Source organism: Tsukamurella pulmonis (assembly GCF_900103175.1).
GTDB lineage: Bacteria > Actinomycetota > Actinomycetes > Mycobacteriales > Mycobacteriaceae > Tsukamurella > Tsukamurella pulmonis.
In genome coordinates this window covers 1,677,014-1,695,093 of the sequence record NZ_FNLF01000002.1, presented here as the reverse complement: position 1 = coordinate 1,695,093, position 18,080 = coordinate 1,677,014, and the positions used below count along the sequence as shown (strand labels likewise).

Sequence of the window (18,080 nt, the reverse complement as noted above, 5' to 3'; positions counted from 1 at the left end):
CCGGGACCTGCCCGGGAGTCCCCTAACCGACTGACGCGTAACGAGCGAGCCCCGAGAACCGAACCACACCGTGAGAGAACGGTCACTGGGGAGCGACCGTTGGACCGTGTTTCGGATGGGGGAGATCGCCGTGAAGGTTGGGGCTACGCACACTACGACGGGCAGCGAGCGAGCCGAGCGCGAGCCGATCGCCGTCGTGGGTATCGGATGCCGGCTGCCGGGCGGGGTGCGCTCCGCCGCGGACTTCTGGGACCTGCTCGACGCGGGTCGCGACGCCATCGTCGACATCCCGGCGGACCGTTGGAGCACGGAGCGCTACTACGAGCCCGAGCGCACGCCGGGCAAGAGCCGGGTCCGCCGCGGCGGCTTCCTCACCGATCCCGTGGACGAGTTCGACCCGGCGTTCTTCGGGATCTCCCCCGTCGAGGCGAGCTCGATGGACCCGCAGCAACGATTGCTGCTCGAGGTCGCGTGGGAGTCCTTCGAGGACGCCGGCCTGCGCGCCGAGGATCTCGAGCGCTCGCAGACCGCGGTCTTCACGGGCGGATTCACGCTCGACTACAGCCAGATGCAGTTCTCCTCCGCCGCCGAACCGCCGAACGTCGCCGCGCACACCGCCACCGGCGTGGTGATGACGATGCTGTCCAACCGGATCTCGCACGCCTTCGACCTGCTCGGACCCAGCATGTCCGTCGACACGGCCTGCTCGTCCTCGCTGGTGGCGATCCACCTGGCGTGCCAGTCGCTCTGGAACGGCGAGAGCGAACTCGCCCTCGCCGGCGGCGTCAACCTGATGCTCAGTCCGAACTTCACCGTCGCCGCCTCCACGGGCGGCTTCCTCTCCCCCACCAGCACCTCCCGTGCCTTCGACGCCGCGGCCAACGGCTACGTCCGCGGCGAGGGTGCCGCGCTCGTCGTGCTCAAGCCGCTCGCGCAGGCGCGTGCCGACGGTGACCGGATCTACGCGACGGTGCTCGGCACCGCCGTCAGCCAGGACGGCCGCACCAACGGCATCACGGTCCCGAACGGCGCGAGCCAGCAGCGCGCCATCGCGGCCGCGCTGGCGAACGCCGGCGTCGCCGCGGACACCGTCGACTACGTGGAGGCGCACGGCACGGGGACCCCGGTCGGCGATCCGATCGAGGCCAACGCCATCGGCGAGGTCTACCGGGGCGAGCGCCCGGCGGACCGCCCCCTCGTGATCGGCTCGGTCAAGACGAACCTCGGTCACCTCGAGGCCGCGGCGGGCGTCGTCGGTTTCATCAAGTCCGCGCTCGCGCTGGCCCATCGGCGCGTGCCCCGGCACCTGCACCTCGACGCGCTCAACCCGGCGATCGACCTCGACGCGCTGCGGATCCGGATCGCCACCGAGCCCGCGCCGCTGCGCCCGGAGGGCACCCTCCGGGCGGGAGTGAACTCGTTCGGCTTCGGCGGCACCAACGCGCACGCCATCCTCGAATCCGTTCCGGTGGACGGGCCGCGCCCGGCCGCCGCGCACCCGGTGGAGGAGTGCGACGGTGTCGCGGTCGTGCTGCCGCTCGCCGCACGCAGCGAGGCCGCCCTCGCCGGGCTCGCCGGCGCGTACGCGGGGCTCGTCGAGTCCGACGGTGCCGTCCCCGTCGCCGGGGCTCTCGTGCACCGGCGCAGCGCCCACCGGGCCGCCCGGCTGGCGGTGATCGCCGCCGAGACCGCGGAGGCCTCGGAGGCCCTGCGGGCCGCCGCCGACGGCGTCCCGCACCAGGCCGTCCGGTCCGGGTCGGCGCTCGCCGACGCCCGTCCGCTCGCCTTCGTCTACACCGGTATGGGCCCGCAGTGGTGGGGCATGGCCCGGGGCCTGCTGCAGCGCAACGCCGTCTTCCGCGCGGCGATCGACCGCTGTGACGCCGCGATCGCGCCGCTCACCGGGTGGTCGCTCGCAGCCGAGCTACTGGCCCCGGAGCCGGATTCCCGGATGGCGGAGTCGGTGGTCGCGCAGATCGCGAACTTCGGTGTGCAGTACGCGCTGTCGCGACTGTGGGAATCGTTCGGTGTGCGGCCCGACCTCATCGTCGGCCACAGCTCCGGCGAGGTCGCCGCGGCGCTCGAGGCGGGCGCCCTGAGCTTCGACGACGCGATCACCGTGATCGTGCACCGCGCCCGCATCCAGCACACGGTGAGCGGCGGCGGCCGCCTGCTGTCGGTCGCGCACGGCGAGGCCGCCGCCCTGGACCTGCCGGAGCTCGCGCGCGGCGAGGTCGAGATCGCCGCCGTCAACAGTCCCGACTCGGTCGCCCTCGTGGGCCCGCTCGCCGCGCTGGACGCGCTGGCGCTGCGGCTCGCCGCCGACGGCGTCTTCGCTCGCCTGGTGCCGGGCGACGTGCCGTACCACAGTCGCGCGATGGATCCGCTCGAGGCGGAGGTCCGCGCGAGCCTCGCCGGGCTCGCCCCCGGCGCACCGTCGATCCCCCTGTACTCGACGGTGACCGGCACCGCGGTCCCGGTCGACGGGTCCGCGCCGCACGACGCCGAGTACTGGTGGCGCAACATCCGTCGTCCGGTGTTGTTCGGCGCGGCGACGGAGGCACTGCTCGACGCCGGCGCCGCGACCTTCCTGGAGATCGGCCCCACCGCGGTGCTGGGCCGGGCGATCGCTGAAACCGCGTCCGCCCACGGGCGGACCGTCGCGACGACCGCGTCTCTGCGCCGCGACGGCGACGACGCCGCATCCTTCGGCGCGGCGTTGGCGGAGCTCTGGGTGCGCGGCGTCGACGTGGACCTCACTCCGCTCGCGCCCCGCGCGCCGATGCGGTCCCTGCCCGCGTACCCCTGGCAGCGCGACCGGTACTGGTCCGAGGGCGAGGCCGGACGCCGGGAACGGCTCGCGGACACCGTCGAGCCGTACCTCGGCGACCGCGCCGACGGCGCCCTACCGGCCTGGCGCCGCCTCCTGGACGGCACCGCGCCGCGATCCCTCGCCGACCACGTGGTGCACGGGGCGACCTTGTTCCCGGGCGCCGGGTACATCGAGATCGCCGCCGAGGTGGCGCGCGACGAGTACGGCGCCTCGGCGTGCACCCTGCTCGACGTGGCCTTCGAGACCGCACTGGTGCACGGCGGGGGCGGGACGTACCTGGTCGACACCACGCTCGATGCGGACTCCGGCCGGATCGCCGTGCACGGCCGGGTGCCGGGCGCCGGCCGCTGGGCCCGGCACGCCACCGCAGTGCTGCGTCCCGCGCCCTCGGTCGCGCCCCGGATCGACCTCGCGCCCATCACCGGGACCTCGTTCACCGAGGACGTTCTCTACGACCGCTTCCGGGATGCGGGCTTCGCGTACGGCCCCGCCTACCGCCTGCTGCACGACGTGACCGTCGGCGACGGCGCCGCCACGGCCCGCATCCGCGAGATCTCCGCGGAGCCGGTCGCACAGCGCGCCCCGGTCCTGGAACCGAGCGTGCTCGACGCGGCCTTCCAGCTGCTTCTCCCCCTGGCCTTCGAGCGGGCCGCGGGCACCACGCTGATCCCCGTCGGCGTCGACCGCGTGGTGATCCACGGGCGCGCCGACGGCCCCGTGTTCGCGCGGGCCACGGCGCGCGTCTCGCCCGACCCCACGGCGATCAGCGGCGACGTGGTCCTCGCCACCGGCGACGGCCAGGTGCTCGCCGAGGTGGAGGGCTTCACCGTCCGCGTCCTCGACGAGGTCGACGGGCCGCCGCAGCGGGTGGGCACCGACTGGGTGTACGAACAGGCCTGGGAGCCGCAGGCCGCGGATGCCGGCGAGCGCGCCCCCCTCGACGGAGTGTGGCTGCTCCTCGCGGACGACGGCGGCGTCGCCGCCGGGCTCGCCGAGCGGCTGACGGCGGCCGGAGGCACCCCGGTGCTGCTCCGCGCGGGCGCCGTCGCCGAGGGCGCCCTGCCTCCCTCCGACCGTCGGGCACTGGCCGCCGCCCTGGAGCGCACCGTCCCCGACGGGCGCGTGCGGGGCATCGTCCACCTGTGGTCGCTCGACGCCTCCCCCGACGGCGACGACCCGCTGCGCTGGCCGGCCCACGACGCCGTCCTCTCGGTGGTACACCTCGCGGCAGAGCTCGAGAACCGCGGCATCGCGGCACCGACCTTCCTGGTCACCGACGGCGCGCAGCCGATCACCGGCGGTGTGTCCGAGGCGGAACTGCTGCAGTCCTCCCTCCTCGGCATCGGCCGGGTGCTCCATCACGAGCTGATGGGCCTGCAGGCCCGGCTGGTGGACCTCGATCCACACGACCGGTACGGCAGTACCGATCTGCTGTTCGACGAGCTCGCCGTGGCCGGCACCGACGAGGACCAGATCGCCTTCCGCGGCGGCGAACGACTCGTCCCGCGCCTGCACGCCTCGGCGCGCTCGGGCGGGCGCATCCCCGCGCGGATGCGCGGCGACGGCGCGTACCTCGTCACGGGTGGACTCGGAGCGCTCGGCCTCCTGGTGATCGTCGCGCTCGCACAGCGCGGCGCGGGCCACATCGTGGTGACCAGCCGGTCCGGCCTGCCGCCACGGTCGGAGTGGGACGGCCTCACCGACCCGGCGCAGCGGGACGCCGTGACGGCGATCAGGGCCGCCGAGGCGGCCGGGGCGACGGTGCACGTCGTCCCCGTCGACGTGACGGACGCACGGGCCCTCGCCGACGGTCTCGCCGACCTGCACCGGTCGGGGGTGCCGCCGCTGCGCGGCGTGATCCACTCCGCGGGTGCGGTCGACGACCAGATCCTGGTCCGGATGACGCAGGAGCAGGTCGAGCGGGTGGTGCGGCCGAAGGTTCTCGGCGCCTGGGCGCTGCACCGGGCGACGGCGACGGAGCCGCTCGACTTCTTCACGCTGTTCTCCTCGATCTCCGCGGTGATCCCCTCCCCCGGGCAGGGCAACTACGCCGCCGGGAACGCCTTCCTCGATGCACTGGCCCACTACCGCCGGGCACAGGGCCTGCCCGCCCTGTCGATCAACTGGGGACCGTGGGATGCGGGCATGATCGCGAGCCTGGGCCTGCGGGACCTGTACGGGCAGCGCGGCATCGACCTCATCGATCCCGAGACCGGCATGACGCTCCTGGCCGAGTTGCTCGGATCGAGCGAGGTGCAGCAGGGGGTCGTCTCCGCGCACTGGCCCACCGTCATCGCGAGTTACGCCCTCAGGCCCTCCCTCGTCGCCCATCTGGGGCGCACCGAGGACGCGGAGGGCGAGGACGGCGAGTCGATCCTCGACCGGCTCGCGGCCGCCGCGGGGGGCGAGCGCGGGGCGATCGTGCTCGACGGGGTGCGCCTGACCGTCTCGCGGGTGCTGCGGATGGCGGCGGAACACGTTCCCGACGACGAGCCGCTCGGCCGCCTCGGCGTGGATTCGATGCTCGCGACCGAGCTGCGGATCCGGATCGAGCAGCAGTTCCAGGCGGCACCGTCGATGGCCTTCCTGCTCGACGGCGCGAGCGTGGCGACGATCGCCGCCGAACTCACGACGCTCCTGGACGTCGCCGCGGACGACGGCGCGGGCGACGCCGAGGTCGAGGACCTCGCCGCCCTGCTCGCGGACCTGGACGACGACGCCGTCGCCGCCCTGCTCGCGCGGTCCGAGACCACTGAACCGAACGCCGGAGGCCCCCGATGACCGAGATCGAAGACCGTCTGGCGGCCCTCAGTCCCGCCCAGCGCCGGGCGCTGCTGGCCCGGTTGGGCAAGGCACCGTCGGCCCCGCCGACCGCCGCCCCGATCACGCCCCGCGTCCGGGACGGCGAGGCGGTCCGGCTCTCCGCCACCCAGGAGAACATGTGGTTCCTGGAGCAGTTCCACCCCGGCACGAGCATGCACGTCATGTCGGGCGTCGCGCGGCTGCCGATCGACGTCCCGCTCGACGTCTTCCGCGAGTGCCTGGCCGAGGTGATCGATCGGCATCCGGTGCTGCGCACCCGGTTCGGCATGGAGGACGGTGAGCCGGTGGGCCGGATCGTCCCCGCGGACCGGCCGCGGGTCGACTTCCTCGACGGCATCGACGACGCGGCGATGTGGGCGCGGTTCGAGGAGGACGCGCGGACGCCCTTCGACATCGCGCGCGAACCGCTGCTCCGCGCGACGTTGGCGCGCAGCACGTCCGGGGGCACGTGGGTGCAGATCACGCTGCACCACATGGTCGCCGACGGCTACTCCACCGGGATCCTGTTCGCCGAGCTGGGACGGCTCGCGACCGGCCGATTGATCGGCCGGCTGCAGCGACTGCCCGACGTCCCCTTCCAGTACGCCGACGTGGCGCTGTGGGAACGCGAGCGCGCGGAAGCGGACGCCGACGCGGCGGACATCGCCTACTGGACCGAGCGGCTGCGCGGCGCGCCGACGGTGCTGACCCTGCCGACGGATCACCCGCGGCCCGCCCGCCAGAGCTACCGCGGGCGCCGCACGGCGTGCGCACTCACGGCGGAGCAGGCCGCCGCCGTCCGCGCGTACAGCGCCGCGCACGACGTGACGCCGTTCGTCACGGTGCTCACCGCGTACGCCGTGGTGCTGGGCCGGTGGTCCGGGCAGGACGGCGTCGTCGTGGGCGTACCGGTCGCCCAGCGCTCGCAACCGGGCACCGAGCGCGTGATCGGACCGTTCCTGAACACGCTCGCGCTGCCGGTCGATCTCGGCGATGGTGAGACCGTCGGCGCTCTGCTGGGCCGGGTGAACACCGAGGTCCGCGAGGGCTTCACCCATCAGGACGCGCGGTTCGACCGCGTGCTGTCGGCACTCGACCTCGGGCGCGACCCCGCTCGCCCGCCGCTGTTCCAGGCGATCCTGAACATGCAGGAGGACCGCAGCGCACCCGAGATGCAGATGCGCGACCTCGACAACGGCTGCGCCAAGTTCGACGTCCTCCTGAACATCACCACCACGCCGGGTGCGATGACGGGCACCCTCGACGTCGCGGCGGACCTGTTCGACCAGGAGAGCGCCAACGCCCTCATCGACGGCTTCATCGCCGGCCTCGATGCGCTGACCGCTCCGGATTCGGCGGCGGACCGGCCGATCTCGACGCTGCCGCTCACGACCGCGCCGGCGACGATCGTCGCGCCCGACGCCCAGCCGGAGACCGTCCCGCTGGACGCGTACGTCCTGTCCGCCGCCGCCGACTCCGCCCAACGCACCGCGATCGTCGCCGGCGCGCAACGGATCACCTACGCCGAGTTGGACGCCCGCGTCGAGCGCCTCGCGGCGCGGATCGCGGACCGCATCGACGCGCCGCCGCAGACCCCGGTCGGGCTGCTGCTGCCCCGCTCCGCGGAGGTCGTCGTCGCCATGCTGGCGACCCTGCGCGCCGGATACTGCTTCGTGCCGCTCGACCCCGCCTACCCCGCGGAGCGGCTCGAATTCATCTGCGCCGACGCCGGAATCCCCGCTCTGATCACCACGGCCGAGAATCTGGCCGAGGTCCCGGGGCTCACCCTTCCGTGGATCGACGTCGCCGATGAGCCCGCCGGCCCGGCTCCGGCGCGACCCGCCGACGATCCCGCGACGCGGACGGCGTACCTGCTCTACACCTCGGGTTCCACGGGACGCCCGAAGGGTGTGCGGGTCTCGCACCGCAACGTCGTCACGTTCCTCGAGGCCATGCGCGCCGAGCCGGGGATGGCCCCGTCGGACACGTTGCTGGCCGTCACCAGCCCGTCCTTCGACATCGCGATCCTCGAGCTCCTCCTCCCCTTGGCCGCCGGGGCGCGGGTGATCATCGCCGACGGTGACGACGCCCGCGACGGCGATCGGCTCGCAGCACTGCTCGACGAGCACGCGGTGACCGTCATGCAGGCCACCCCCACCACCTGGCACCTGCTACTCGACGCCGGCTGGTCCGGAACCCGCGGGCTGCGCGCGCTCTGCGGAGGCGAGGCGATGCCCGCCGTGCTCGCGGGGCGGCTCCTGCGGAGCGCCGACGAGCTGTGGAACATGTACGGCCCCACCGAGACCACCATCTGGTCCACGGTGCACCGCGTCACCGACGCCGACGTCGCCGCGGGAGCGATCCCCATCGGTCACCCGATCCGCGGCACCGGCGTCGTGGTCGCCGACCCGAGCGCGGCTCCCGTGCCCGACGGCGTCTTCGGCGAGCTGTGCATCGTCGGCGACGGCGTGACGCTCGGCTATCACGACCGACCGGAGCTCACCGCCGACCGGTTCGTAACGCTAGCGGGAACGGTACGGGCGTACCGGACAGGCGATCTTGTGCGCCGGTTCCGCGACGGGCGGATCGAGTTCGGCGGCCGGATCGACACCCAGGTGAAGGTGCGCGGCTTCCGCGTCGAGCTGGGCGAGATCGAGAGCGCCCTCGAGAGCGCGTTGCCGGGTGTCCGCGCGATCGCGGCGGTCGACGCCGACGGGGCCGCGGTGACCGCCCATCTCGAGTGCTCCGCCGAGCGGCTCGGCGATACCGGCGCGCTGCTCGCGAGCCTGCGGGAGAGCCTGCCGCCGTACATGGTGCCCAGCGCGTTCGTCGTCGTCGACGCCTTCCCACTGACACCGAACCGCAAGATCGACCGCAAGGCGCTGTCCGCCGGCGGCGGCGTGCCCGTCGCCCTGGCCGCCGCGAGCGGAACCGAGCACATCGCCGCCCGCACCGACCTCGAGCGCGATCTCACCGCGATCTGGACCGACCTGCTCTCGCTGCACACGTCGCCGGGCGTCCGCGACGACTTCTTCCTCCTCGGCGGGCACTCCCTGCTCGCGACGAAGCTGGTCTTCCGCGTGCGGGAGAAGCTGGGCCGGGTGGTGCCACTGCCCGCGCTGTTCGCCGGCGAGCTCACCATCGAACGGCTCGCAGCGATCCTCGAGCGGGGCGGCGCGGGCTTCGAGAGCACCCTGGTCCTCGCCGACGAGGTCGTGCTCCCCGACGAGATCCGGCCCGCCCCCGGCGCACCGGTGCGGAGCGCAGCGGACCCTCGGAACCTGTTCGTCACCGGTGCGACCGGATTCGTCGGCGCGTTCCTCGTCGCGGAACTGCTGCGGACGTCGTCGGCCACCCTGCACTGCCTGGTCCGCGCTGCGGACGCCGCCGCGGGCATGCAGCGGATCCGATCGACGATGGTCGAGTACGGGATCTGGGACGAGCGCCACGCGGGCCGGATCGTCGCGGTACCGGGCGATCTGACCCGCCCCCGCCTCGGCCTCAGTGGTGCGGACTGGTCGGAGATGGCCGCCACCGCGGACGGCATCGTGCACTGCGGCGCCGACGTGAACTTCCTCCGGCCGTACGCCACCCTGAAGTCCGCCAACGTCGACGGCACGGTGCAGGTGCTGGCGCTGGCCTGCGACGGGCCGGTCAAGCCGGTGCACTTCGTCTCGACCACCTACGTCTTCTCGCGGTTCTCCTACCCGCAGGACACGGTCTTCGCCGAGGACGACCGCAGCCCCGTCCAGGACCCCCGCTTCACCTTCGGCTACACCCAGTCCAAGTGGGTGGGTGAGCAGTTGGTGTTCGAGGCCCGTTCGCGGGGCGTGCCCACGTACGTCTACCGCACCGGCCGCGTCGCGGGCCACAGCCGCACCGGTGCGTGCCAGCGTTCGGACTTCCTGTGGCAGACGATCCGGCTCGGCGTCGCCCTCGGCGCGGCGCCGACGATGGACATGTCCACCGACATCACGCCCGTCGACTACGTGGTCGGGGCGATCGCGAAGCTGGCCGGACAGCCGGAACTCGCGGGACGCACGTTCCACGTCGTCTCCCCGGAGACCGTCGCGGTGCCGGACCTGGTGCGGTGGATGTCCGACTTCGGCTACGCCGGTGAGGAACTGCCGTTCGGGCAGTGGTGCGAACGCGCCGCGGAGCTCGCCGAGCGCGAGGGCGACGAGACCGCCGCCGCGCTGGCGCCGTTCCTGTCTGCGACACCCCTGGACAACATGCCCGATGCCACGTTCGACGACGCGAACGTGCGCGAGAGACTGGAGGGCACCGGCATCGTGTGCCCGCCGATCGACGGCGCGCTGCTGCGCCGCTACTTCGAGTGGTTCATCGACTGTGGATACCTCCCGGCGCCGTCGACGCTGGGGCTCCCGGAGAGCGCGGCCTCATGACCGATTCGACCCATCGCGGCCCGGTGGAGCGGACCACCACCACGCTCCGGGCGCGACGGAGCCGGACTCCCGTGGCTCAGGGCAACCCGTCGACGCTGCGCATGCGCGCGTCCCGCTCGTCCGTGTCCGCGTCCCGTCCCCTGCCGATCGTGCGTCCGGTTTCGCCGGCACGCCCCGCCGCGGCGGCCGTGCGGGCGCCGGCACCTGTTCCCACCCCGGAGCGCTCGCCCTCGCCTCCCGCCCGGCCCGCTCAGGCAGCGCCGGCCCGGTCGGCGTCGGTCTCCGCACCTCCCGCACCGGCACCCGCGTCCACGCCGGCTCCCGCTCCGGCGCCGTCTCCCGCTCCCGCTCCCGCGCCGTCTCCCGCTCCCGCTCCCGCTCCCGCTCCGGCGGATCGTGCACCCGCATCCGCTCCACCACGGCCGTCTGCTCCCCCGGCGCGGCCGATCGCGCCGGTACCGCCGCCCGGTGCGCGGCCGTCTCCCAGCAGAGCGCTAGCACCCGGCCCGGCGCCCGTCATCAGCGTGCGGAACCTGGTCAAGACATACGGCGACGTGCGCGCAGTGGACGGCGTCTCGTTCGACGTCGCGGCCGGCAGCACGTTCGCCTTCCTCGGCACCAACGGCGCGGGCAAGTCGACGACCATCAGTTGCATCACGACCCTGAAGTCGATCACCTCCGGCACCGTTCACGTGGCCGGGATGCAGGTGGGCGAGCAGGATCTCGACATCCGCCGGGCGATCGGCGTGGTCTTCCAGGAGTCGCTGCTGGATCCTGCCCTCTCGGTCCAGGAGAACCTCGCGCTCCGCGCCACGTTCTACGGCATCGATGGCACGGCGGCGCGGGAGCGGATCGCGGCGCTGTCGTCGCTGCTCGGCCTGGAGGAGTTCCTCGCCCGTCGCTACAAGGCGCTCTCGGGCGGACAGAAGCGGCGCGCGGACATCGCGCGGGCCCTGATCCACCAGCCCCGCATCCTGTTCCTCGACGAGCCGACGACGGGCCTGGACCCGGACTCCCGCGATCGCGTGTGGTCGACCATCCTGGACCTGCAGAAGCGCCTGCGCCTCACGGTCTTCCTCACCACGCACTACATGGAGGAGGCCGAACGCGCGGACCGCATCGCGATCATCGATCACGGCCGGATCGTCACCGCGGGCACGCCGACCGAGCTGCGGAGCGCCCACGCGAGGGACGAGCTACGGGTCACCCTGCGCAGTCCGCGGCGGTTCGACGAGACCTTCGGGCCCCGCGCACGGCGGATCGGCAACGAGCGGCGGATCCCCGTCGAGTCGAGTCGCGAGGCCATGGCGCTGCTGCGGGACTTCGACGCCGACATCGTCGATTTCGAGTTCCGCCACGGAACGATGGACGACGTCTTCCTCGCGATCACCCGGGGTGGTGCCCGGTGACGCTGCTGCACCTGACCCGTCGCAACGTGGTCGTCTTCTTCCGCGATCCGGCGGCGGTGTTCTTCTCGCTCCTGTCGCCGATCATCCTGTTCGTGCTGTTCTCCGCCTTCCTCGGCGGCGTGCAGACGGATGCCCTGCAGAAGTCCCTCCCCGCCGCGAGCGGGGACGACGTGGACGCCTTCGTCTACTCCTGGGTGATCGCCAACCTCGTCATGATCACCACCGCCACGACGAGCCTGTCGGCGCTGGTCGTGTTCGTCAACGACCGGGTGGGCAACGTCTTCCGCGACTTCCTGGTCTCGCCGATCAGCCGGCTGCAGATGATCCTGAGCTACCTGCTCGGCGCGTTCGCGGTGTCCGTCGCGCTGAGTACGACGGTGTTCGTGCTCGCGGACGTCTACCTCGGCGTCGTCCATTCCGCGGCGCTCTCGGTGGGCGCCTTCGCGCAGGCGTACGCCCAGCTCATCGGATTCTGCCTGTTGTTCTCCGCGATCTGGAGCTTCCTGGTCACGTTCATCGGTTCCACCGGCGTCTTCACCTCGGTCGCGACGATCGTGGGCACGGCGGGCGGCTTCCTCGCGGGTGCCTACATCACCGTCGGCGCGCTGCCGAGCGGCGTGGTGACGTTCATGAACCTGCTGCCGCTGAACCAGGCTGCGACGCTGATGCGCGGACCGTTCACCCGAGGCCCGCTCGACGCCCTGGTGGGCACCTCCGAGGAGGCCCGAACGACGGTTCGGGAGGAGTACGGGCTCATCCCCCACATCGCCTCGGCAGAGGTACCGGAGTGGTCGATCTGGCTGCTGTTCGCCGCCCTGTTCGTCGCCTTCGTCCTGCTCGGCGCATGGCGCATCGGCCGCCGAATCGGCTGAGCCGGCGAGCGCGATCTCATGAGCAGCGACAGCCGCCAGCGCGGAGCCGGTGACATCGCCGTAACAATCCGGCCCGACCCCGGAAACACCGCGCAGGCACCGTGGCGGCATGGACGTGGAGACGGTGTGCGGGTACTGCGGTGTGGGGTGCGGCCTCACCCTGCAGGTGCGCGACGGTGCCGTCACCGGCTCGGTCGGCACGAAGCACCACCCCGCCAACCGCGGGCGACTGTGCACCAAGGGCACCACCACCGTCGACCTGCTCACCGCGGGCGGCCGGCAGGCCCGCGCCGAGCTGCGGGAGGACCGCGACGGGGCGCGCGGCACCGTCGCCCTCGAAGAGGCGATCGCGGCCACCGGGAGGCGCCTGCGGGCGATCCGGGACGAGCACGGCCCGGATGCGATCGCGCTGTACGTCAGCGGGCAGATGACGCTCGAGGCCCAGTACCTGGCGACCAAGCTGGCGAAGGGATTCCTGCGCACCCAGTGGATCGAGTCCAACTCGCGGCTGTGCATGGCGAGCGCCGGGACGGGCTACAAGCAGTCGCTCGGATCGGACGGTCCGCCCGGCAGCTACGACGACCTCGACCACGCCGACGTCTTCCTCGTCATGGGCGCCAACATGGCCGAGTGCCACCCCATCCTGTTCCTGCGGATGATGGACCGGGTCAAGGCCGGAGCGAAGCTCATCGTCGTCGACCCCCGGCGCACCGCCACCGCGGCGAAGGCCGACCTGCACCTGGCCGTGCGGCCGGGCACCGACCTCGCGCTGCTCAACGGACTTCTCGCGCTGCTGGTCGAGAACAACGCCCTGGACCGCGATTTCATCGACGCCCACACCGAGGGCTGGGACGCGATGCCCGCCTTCCTCGAGGACTACCCGGTCGAGCGGGTCGCCGAGATCACCGGCCTCACCGCCGACGACATCACCCGGGCCGCGGAGCTCATCGGCGGCGCGGCGAACTGGACCAGCCTCTGGACGATGGGACTCAACCAGTCCACGCACGGCACCTGGAACACGATCGCCCTGTGCAACCTGCACCTGGCCACCGGCGCGATCTGCCGCACCGGCTCGGGCCCGTTCAGCCTCACCGGTCAGCCGAACGCGATGGGCGGCCGCGAGATGGGCTACATGGGGCCGGGGCTCCCCGGACAGCGCTCCGTCCTCGACGACGCCGACCGCGCGCACACCGAGGCGCTCTGGGGGCTGCCGGAGGGAACGATCCGCACCGCGGCCGGGCAGGGCACCGTGCAGATGTACCGGGACATGGCCGCGGGCGACATCAAAGCCGCCTGGATCATCTGCAGCAACCCGGTCGCCTCGATGGCCAACCGCTCCACCGTGATCGACGCGCTGCGCTCCGCGGAAGTAGTGATCGTGCAGGACGCCTACACCGGCACCGAGACCTCCGCGTACGCCGATATCGTTCTCCCCGCGGCACTCTGGTCCGAGACGGACGGAGTGATGGTCAACTCCGAACGCTGCCTGACCCGCACGGCGGCCGCGACGCCGCCGCCCGGCGAGGCCCTCCCCGACTGGAAACTGATCTGCCTCGTCGCCGCCGAGCTGGGCCACGGCGCCGATTTCGACTACCCCGACGCCGCCGCGGTCTTCGACGAGATCAAGGCGTTCCACAACCCGCGCACCGGCTGGGACGTACGCGGGGTCGATCACGCGCGTCTCACGCGCGGCCCCGTGCAGTGGCCCGCCGCCCCGGACGGGCCCGACCGCAACCCGATCCGGTACCTCGATCCCGGCGCGCCCGCCCGAGGTCCGCGCTTCGCGACACCGTCGGGCCGCGCCCGGTTCCTGCCCCGGCCGTACCTGCCGCCCGCCGAGCTGCCCGACGACGAGTACCCGATGGTGCTCACCACCGGCCGCCTCGCGCACCAGTGGCACACGATGACCAAGACCGGGCGCGTGGCCAAGCTCAATCGCCTCAACCCCGAACCCTTCCTGCAGGTGCACCCCGACGACGCCGCCGCCCACGGCCTCACCGCCGGGACGCGGGTGCGCGTGTCCAGCCGCCGCGGCGGCGCCACCCTGCCGGTGCAGGTCGACGACGCGGTGCGGCCCGGAGTGTGCTTCGCCCCCATGCACTTCGCCGACGCCTTCGGAGAGGACGTGGCCGTGAACGCGGTGACCAACGACGCCGTCGATCCCGAATCCCTGCAGCCCGAGTTCAAGGTCAGCGCGGTGGCGCTCACGCCGCTCCCGGCGGACCCGCCCCCGCCGGTGGACGTCCCTGCCTCGCCGCTGGCGGCCGCCCTGGCGCCGTACGCCTCGGGCCCCGGCGAGCTCTCGGCCGAGGCCTCCGGCTACCTCGGCGGTCTGCTCACCGGCCTGAGCGTCGCGCCGCCGTCGGGGGTGCCGACGGTGCCCGGCGACGCCCCGCTCGCCCCGATCGCCCGCGCGTGGCTCGAAGGCGTTCTCGCCGGGGTCTACGGGTCCGCCCCGGCTGAGACCGATGCTCCGGGGCCCACGGTGACCGTCGTCTGGGCGTCGCAGACGGGCACCGCCGAGGGGTACGCCGTGGACTGCGCCGCGGCGCTGCGCAGCGCGGGCCTGACGGCGACGGTGGTCGGCGCCGAGCAGATCGCGCCCGCGCAGCTCAGCGGCACCGTCGTCTTCCTCGTCGCCACCACCGGCGACGGGGATGCGCCCGACAACGGTGTGGCCCTGTGGGACGCGCTGGCGGCGGCCGAGCCGGGCGACCTGGACGGCCTGCGGTACTCGGTGCTGGGCTTCGGTGACCCGTCCTACGCGGACTTCTGCGGTTTCGCCCGCAAGCTCGACGCCCGGCTCGAGCATCTCGGCGCGGTCCGGCTCGCGCCCCGCGCCTCGTGCGAACCCGACTACGCCGACACCGCCGCCTCCTGGCTCGGTGCGGTGGTCACCGCGCTCGATCCCGAGGCGTCGCCGGCGCCGCCGCCCGCACCGGAGCCTGCCGGCTACACCCGAACCCGCCCGCTGCGCACCGCGCTCGTGGCGTCCGAACGACTCTCGGGCGACGGCTCGGCGAAGGACGTGCGCCGCTTCACCTTCGCGCTGCCCGCCGATGAGCTGTCCTACCGCGCCGGCGACGCGCTGGGGATCTGGCCGGTGAACTCCGGCGCCGTGATCGAGGAGTTCTGCGCCCGCACCGGCGTGGACCGTGATGCGGTGGAGCTCGACCGCAAGGACCTCACGCGGATCACGCCCGAGCTGCTGCGCTTCGTCGCCGACCGGTGCGAACACGGCGACGCGCTGCGCGCGGTCCTGGACGAGCCCACCTCGTTCGCCGAGTGGACGTGGGGCCGCCAGCTGCTCGACCTGCTCGCCGCGCACCCCGTCCACGCCGAGCCGGCGGAGTGGGAGGCACTGCTGCGCCCACTGACCCCGCGGCTGTACTCGATCTCGTCGAGTCCCCGCGAGGATCGCGACCTGGTCTCGATCACCGTCTCCGTGGTGGGCTTCGACTGTGACGGGCGCCGCCGCGGCGGCGCCTGCTCGACGCACCTCGCGAGCCTCGGCGAGGGCGACGAGGTCGACGTCTTCGTGCAGCCGACCCGCGCCTTCCTGCCCCCGGAGGACCCGGCGATCCCGGTCGTCATGATCGGCCCGGGCACCGGCATCGCCCCGTTCCGCGGCTTCCTGCACGAGCGCGCGCACGCGGACGCCGCGGGTGAGAACTGGCTGTTCTTCGGCGAGCAGCACGAGGCCACCGACTTCTACTACCGCGCCGAACTCGACGCGCTCGCCGCCGAGGGCGTCCTCACCCGGGTGGACACCGCCTTCTCCCGCGACACCGCACGGAAGGTGTACGTGCAGGACCGGATGCGCGAGCACGCCGCCGAACTCTGGGACTGGATCCGCCGCGGCGCCCACCTGTACGTCTGCGGCGACGCCGCCCGCATGGCCCGCGACGTGGACGAGGCCCTGCGCGGTATCGTCGCCGAACACGGCCACATGGCGCCGCGCAGCGCGGACGCCTACGTGGCGGCGCTGTCCGCCGAAGGGAGATACGTGCGTGACGTCTACTGACCACGCCCCGGCCGCGTCCCTGGACGCGGCCGTCGTCGTGGCCGGTGGGAGCGCGCGCCGCCTGGGCCGGGACAAGCCGGAGCTCGTGGTCGGCGGGCGCCGGCTGCTCGACGCCGCGCTCGAGGCGGCCGCCGGCGCCCCGACCGTCGTGGTGGGCCCGCCCCGCGCGGTGCCCGACGGGGTCGTCGTCGTCCGCGAGGACCCGCCGGGCGGCGGTCCGCTCGCCGCGATCGCGGCGGGACTCACCGCCGTTCCCGCCGCGGCGCGCACCGTCGCCGTGCTCGCCGCGGACGTTCCTGACCTCGCTCCGGCGCACCTGGTCCGCCTGGCCGCGCTCCGCGCCGCCTCCGGTGCACCGGTGGCTCTCGCGGAGGACGCGCACGGTAGGCCCCAGTACCTGCTCGCCGTCTGGGACACCGCCGCGCTGCGCGCCGCGCTGGCCGGGATCGCCCGCCGGGACGGCGCTCCCGTCCGCACGATCATCCCGCCGGACGCGCCTCGGATGCGGCTGCCCCTCACCGATGTCGACACCCCGGAGGACCTGGACCGCGCCCTCGCCTCCCCGCACGCCGTGCGCCGCCTCCTGCGCGCGACGCTCCGCCCGCTCCCCGCCGTCACCGGCCCGCTCGTGCCCGGCGCCGTGCTGGCCGCACCGCTGGTCGCGGCCGCACCGTTCCCGCCGTTCGACCAGTCCGCGATGGACGGGTGGGCCGTGGCCGGCCCGTCGCCGTGGCGCCCCGTCGACGGTGCCGCGCTGGCGGGGCACGCCACGCCCGGCCTCGCCCCGGGGACGGCGGTGCGCATCGCCACCGGAGCCCGGCTCCCCACGGGCGCCGACAGGGTCGTGCGCGACGAGGAGATCCTCCGCGACGGGGCGCTCCTGACCTCCGCGCGCACCGACCGGAACGACCTGCGGCGCACGGGCTCCGCGTGGCCCGCGGGCGCACCGCTTCTCCCCGCCGGTACCGCGATCGACGCGGCGGCGCTCTCACTCGCCGCGGCCGCGGGGGTGCCCGCGGCGCCCGCACGGGGCCCGGTGCGCGTGCGCCTGCACACCTCCGGGGACGAGGTCGGCGCCACCGACGGGACCGGCCTGCCCGAGACCGCGTGGGCCCCGGTCGCCGCGACCCTGGAGGCGGCCGGCTGCCGCGTCGCCCGCGGCCCGCACCTGCCCGACGCACCCGACCCCTTCGAGGCGGCACTGCGCCCGGTCGAGGCCGACGTCGTGGCGGTCATCGGTGCCACCGGCCGCGGTGCGGCGGACGGCCTGCGCGGCGCCCTCGACCGCGCGGATGCCACCGTGCTCGTCGATGGGGTGGACGTACGCCCCGGCGGTTCCCTGCTCGTGGCCGCGGTGCCCGGCGGGCCGATCGTGCTGGGATTGGGCGGCAACCCGATGGCCGCGGTGCTCGGGGCGGCACTGCTCGCGCGGCCGCTGCGCGAGGCGCTGCTGGACGAGCCCGCCCGCGCTGCTGAACTCCTCGAACTCGCGGACCCGAACCCGGACGACCGCTGGCGGATGCTCCCCGTCGAGCCCGACGGCGCCGGCCGGTGGCGCCTGCCCGCGACCGTCGCGACCCCGCACCTGCGCGATGCCGTGGGCCGCCGCGCGGTGGCGCTGGTCCCGCCGCTGGCGCAGGCCGGCGAACTCGTCGAACGCCTGGCCTGAGCCTCCTCACGAGGGCACGCCGCCGTCCGTGAGGAAGGCGTGATCGACGGGCAACACGGCGGCAC

General features: G+C 73.9%; 6 protein-coding genes. All 6 read left to right on the top strand.

Annotated features, from left to right (window positions below; genetic code table 11):
- The first annotated feature begins 115 nt into the window (after window positions 1-115).
- The 6 genes from BLQ62_RS08370 to BLQ62_RS08345 all read left to right on the top strand — a co-directional run bounded on the left by BLQ62_RS08370 (window position 116) and on the right by BLQ62_RS08345 (window position 18,015).
- On the top strand, window positions 116-5,614 hold the full coding sequence (locus tag BLQ62_RS08370) for a type I polyketide synthase (protein WP_068565993.1): 5,499 nt from the start codon (window positions 116-118) through the stop codon (window positions 5,612-5,614).
- Window positions 5,611-10,041, top strand: coding sequence for a non-ribosomal peptide synthetase (locus BLQ62_RS08365; protein WP_068565995.1), 4,431 nt, complete (start codon window positions 5,611-5,613; stop codon window positions 10,039-10,041). The genes BLQ62_RS08370 and BLQ62_RS08365 overlap by 4 nt, the downstream gene beginning before the upstream one ends.
- Before the next feature lie 554 nt (window positions 10,042-10,595).
- The gene (locus BLQ62_RS08360) at window positions 10,596-11,450 is read left to right on the top strand and encodes an ABC transporter ATP-binding protein (RefSeq protein ID WP_231857612.1); all 855 of its coding nucleotides are present in this window, start codon (window positions 10,596-10,598) and stop codon (window positions 11,448-11,450) included.
- The gene (locus BLQ62_RS08355; protein ID WP_068565997.1) at window positions 11,447-12,322 is read left to right on the top strand and encodes an ABC transporter permease; all 876 of its coding nucleotides are present in this window, start codon (window positions 11,447-11,449) and stop codon (window positions 12,320-12,322) included. Before BLQ62_RS08360 ends, BLQ62_RS08355 begins: the two co-directional genes overlap by 4 nt.
- A gap of 109 nt (window positions 12,323-12,431) precedes the next feature.
- A complete protein-coding gene (locus tag BLQ62_RS08350) occupies window positions 12,432-16,346 on the top strand; it encodes a bifunctional nitrate reductase/sulfite reductase flavoprotein subunit alpha (RefSeq protein WP_068565998.1) in 3,915 nt (1,304 codons plus the stop codon).
- Window positions 16,333-18,015 (top strand): NTP transferase domain-containing protein, encoded by a 1,683-nt coding sequence (locus BLQ62_RS08345; protein ID WP_068566000.1) that lies wholly within the window; start codon window positions 16,333-16,335, stop codon window positions 18,013-18,015. Before BLQ62_RS08350 ends, BLQ62_RS08345 begins: the two co-directional genes overlap by 14 nt.
- The last annotated feature ends 65 nt before the right edge of the window (window positions 18,016-18,080 follow it).

Bases quoted from the DNA above. Each gene is read 5' to 3' on its own strand.
- BLQ62_RS08365 (WP_068565995.1), top strand. From the start codon at position 5,611: ATGACCGAGATCGAAGACCGTCTGGCGGCCCTCAGTCCCGCCCAGCGC.
- BLQ62_RS08350 (WP_068565998.1), top strand. From the start codon at position 12,432: ATGGACGTGGAGACGGTGTGCGGGTACTGCGGTGTGGGGTGCGGCCTC.
- BLQ62_RS08370 (WP_068565993.1), top strand. From the start codon at position 116: ATGGGGGAGATCGCCGTGAAGGTTGGGGCTACGCACACTACGACGGGC.